We start from the raw sequence: 3,643 nt of genomic DNA, 5'->3' as shown, positions 1-3,643 counted from the left end.
CGGCGAGCAGGGTGCGGCGGGAGGGCAACAGCGGGCGGAGCGGGTGCATCGGGCTCCCTCGGCTCGTACGAAAGGGTTCCGTACTCACCTGCATGAAAGCGCTTGCTGCCCCGGTCGGCAACCCCCGCCGCAGCAACGGGGGTTGCCCGCCGCGGAACCCTCAGCGCGACGTGAGGTCCGCCGGCGCCTCCGGCGGCTGCGTGTCCTTCGACGCCGCCGCCGCGGCCGCCGCGCCCTCCTCCGGGTCCGAGCCCAGCGAGTCGATCAGCGCGTCCTGCTCCGCCCCGCCCTCGGGCCGCAGCAGCCCGATGCCCACGTACAGCACCAGCGACGTCAGCAGCGGCAGCCCCACGAGCGCGGCCTGCGTGGTGCCGTCCAGCACCCAGTGCAGTACCGCCCACAGCCCCAGGCCGCCGGCCCACGACACGATCGCCGCCGTCGGACCGCAGCGCCGGAACCACGGCAGCATCCCCAGCATCAGCGGGATCGAGATCGGCCCCATCGTCGCCGCGACCAGGTCCACGACCACGTCGAGCACGAAGCCCTCACCGCCGGTCGCGATGGCCAGGACCATGCTCACCGACACGAACGCCACCGTCGTCACCCGCGCGAACGTCAGCTGCGCCCGGTCCGTCATCTGCCGTACCCGCGGCACCAGCACCGGCGCCATGTCCCGGGTGATGACCGCCGAGATCACGTTGGAGTCGGAGGCGACCATCGCCATCGTGTGGCAGAAGAACCCGGCCAGCACCAGCCCCGTCAGGCCGGCCGGCATCAGCTCCTTCGCCAGCTCGATGTACGACTCCTCGCTGTTCTCCAGGCCCGGCACGATCAGCGGCGCCGCGAACATCGGCAGGAACAGGACGAACGGCCACACCAGCCACAGCCCGCTGGACAGCAGCGCCGAGCGCTTCGCGGCGGAGCCGGACGGCGCGGCCATGTAGCGCTGCGCCAGGTTCCACATGCCGCCGCTGTACTCGAAGGTCTTGACCAGCAGGAACGCCAGCACCAGCGTCGTCGTCACCGGCCCGGTGACCGGGTCGTGGTGGCTGTCCGGCAGGTCGTCCCACATCGTCCACAGCGAGTCGATGCCGCCCAGTTCGGCCAGCACGGCGACGAACATGACCACGCCGGCCAGCAGTTGGATGATGAACTGGCCGAAGTCCGTGAGCACGTCCGCCCAGAGGCCGCCGACCGCCATGTACGCCATGGTGGCCACGCCGGTGAAGAGGATGCCCCACTCCAGCGGCACGTCCGCGAACCCCTGGAGCAGCACGGAGATCGCCACCCACTTGGCCGCGATGTCGACGACCTTCAGCAGCGCGCCGCTGTACGCCAGCACCTGCTGCGTCGGCAGGTTGTACCGCTTCGCCAGGTACTCCAGCGGCGAGGCCACGTCGTGTTTCGCGCGCAGCCGCGCCCAGCGGGGGGCGAAGAGGAACGCGCCGACCCCGATGCCGAGGCCGATGGTCAGCGCCCACCACACGTACACCGTCAGCCCGTGGTCGTAGGCGACGGCGGCGAACGCGACGAACATCACCGCGCTGTAGCCCGACATGTGGTGCGAGATACCGGACAGCCACCACGGTATGCGGCCGCCGGTGGTGAAGAAGTCCTTCACGGTATGGATGCGGTTCTTCGACCACCAGCCGATGCCTACCATCACGCAGAAATAGGCACCGATCATGATCCAGTCGGCGATGGACATCGCGGCTCCTGCCTGTGTCGTCAACGGGGGGTGGGGGGTGGTGCGCGTGCCGCGTGCGCAGCCCTCACCAACGGGCCCGTGCGGGGGCGAAGCCGGGGTGGAGGCGGCGCATGTACGCGGTGTCGTCGCGGCGCCGGACGCCGCACTTCCCGTACTGCTCGTGCAGCACGGCCAGCGCGTCGCGGTCCAGTTCGACGCCGAGGCCGGGCCCCGGCGGCAGCGGTACGGCGCCGCCGGTGAAGGCGAGGGCCCCGGGGGCGATCACGTCCTGGCCGTCCCGCACCGTCAGCCAGGGGGTGTGGGTGTCGCAGGAGTGGTCCAGGTTGGGGGTGGCGGCGGCCAGGTGCGTCATCGCGGCGAGGCTGACGCCGAGGTGGGAGTTGGAGTGCATGGACAGGCCGATGCCGAACGTGCCGCAGAGCGCGGCGACCTGCGCGGACTTCAGCAGCCCGCCCCAGTAGTGGTGGTCCAGCAGCAGCACCCCGACGGCGCGGCGGGCGATCGCCGGCGGCAGGTGGGCGTGCGTGACCACGGCCATGTTCGTGGCCAGCGGCATCGGCACCCGCGCGGCGACCTCCGCCATCCCGTCGATGCCGGGCGCCGGGTCCTCCAGGTACTCCACCGTCCCGGCCAGCTCGGCGCCGACGCGTACGGAAGTCTCCGGCGTCCAGGCGGCGTTGGGGTCGATGCGCAGCGGCAGCCCGGGGAACTCGGCGGCGAGGGCGCGGACGGCCGCGATCTCCTCGTCGGGCGGGAAGACCCCGCCCTTGAGCTTCAGCGAGCGGAAGCCGTACTCCCCGGTGAGCAGGCGGGCCTGGGCGACGATGCCGTCCGGGTCGAGCGCGGGGCCGAAGCGGTCCTCGGGCGCGTCGGGGTGGCCGGCCCACTTGTAGAAGAGGTACGCGCTGTACGGCACGGCGTCGCGCACCGGCCCGCCGAGCAGGTCCGCGACGCGGCGGCCGGTGGCCTTGCCGACGATGTCGAGGCAGGCGACCTCGAACGGGGAGAAGACGGAGTCGACGGTCTTGCCGTTGCTGCCGGCGCCGGTCAGGCCGTGCTGGTCGGAGAAGACGTCGGTGCCGACGGAGGCGGCGACGCGGGCGTAGAGGCCGTGGTGGTGGCCGGCGTCCGCGCCGACGAGGAACCGCGCGGCGGTGCGCAGCCGGTCGAGGTGGGAGGCGTCGCCGTAGCTCTCGCCGAGGCCGGTGAGGCCGTCGTCGGCGACGACCTCGACGATGCTGCGCAGGGCCCACGGCTCGTGCACGCCGGCGGCGTTGAGCAGCGGCGGGTCGCGGAAGGCGACGGGGGTGACGGTGATCTCGCGGATGCGTATCACCGGCCCTCCCCGGCGATCTCCAGGCCGGCGGAGACGAGGAGTTCCAGCTCGGCGAGGTGCTTGGGGTGCGGGTCGGCCAGGGGCGGCCGGACGCCGCCCGCGTCCAGGCCGCGCAGCCGGGCGCCGGCCTTGACCAGCGAGACGGCGTAGCCGGGGACCTCGTTGCGCAGGCGGACGAGGGGGAGGTAGAAGCCGGTCAGCAGCCGGCGTACGCGCTCGCCGTCGCCGGCGTCCTGCGCGCGGTGGAAGGCGAGGGCCACCTCGGGGACGAAGCAGAAGGCGGCGGAGGAGTAGAGCCGCGCGCCCACGGCCGCGTACGCGGCGGCCGAGACCTCGGCGGTGGGCAGGCCGTTGAAGAAGGTGAAGTCCTTGGCGGGGCCGTCCCGGCCGTCGGTCGCGGCGTGCACGGCGGGGATGATCCGCTGCATCAGCTCGACGTCGCCGAGCCCGTCCTTGAAGCCCGTCACCGTGGGGATCCGGGCCAGCTCGGCGGCGCCGGCGGGGGTGAAGCGGGCGTTGTCGCGCTGGTAGACCACGATCGGCAGGCCGGTCGCGGCGGCGACCTCGCGCACGTACGCGACGAGCCCCGCCTCCGGCGC

The 3,643-nt window shown here is 72.9% G+C and carries 3 protein-coding genes; all 3 read right to left on the bottom strand.

All coding sequences use genetic code 11. The annotated features are described in order from the left end of the window. Window positions 1-160: 160 nt before the first annotated feature. Window positions 161-1,708: a sodium:solute symporter family protein gene (locus H5J30_RS22000; protein ID WP_181789113.1), complete on the bottom strand. Its 1,548-nt coding sequence runs from the start codon at window positions 1,706-1,708 to the stop codon at window positions 161-163. A gap of 64 nt (window positions 1,709-1,772) precedes the next feature. Then, window positions 1,773-3,041: a glucarate dehydratase family protein gene (locus H5J30_RS21995; RefSeq protein WP_181789114.1), complete on the bottom strand. Its 1,269-nt coding sequence runs from the start codon at window positions 3,039-3,041 to the stop codon at window positions 1,773-1,775. Further along, window positions 3,041-3,643 (bottom strand): dihydrodipicolinate synthase family protein (locus tag H5J30_RS21990; protein ID WP_181789112.1); only part of this gene is annotated, 603 nt, incomplete at its 5' end. The genes H5J30_RS21990 and H5J30_RS21995, both read right to left, overlap by 1 nt.

This window comes from Streptomyces phytophilus, from assembly GCF_013870535.1.
Taxonomy (GTDB): Bacteria; Actinomycetota; Actinomycetes; order Streptomycetales; family Streptomycetaceae; genus Streptomyces; species Streptomyces phytophilus.
This window is presented reverse-complemented; position numbering and strand designations above follow the sequence as displayed.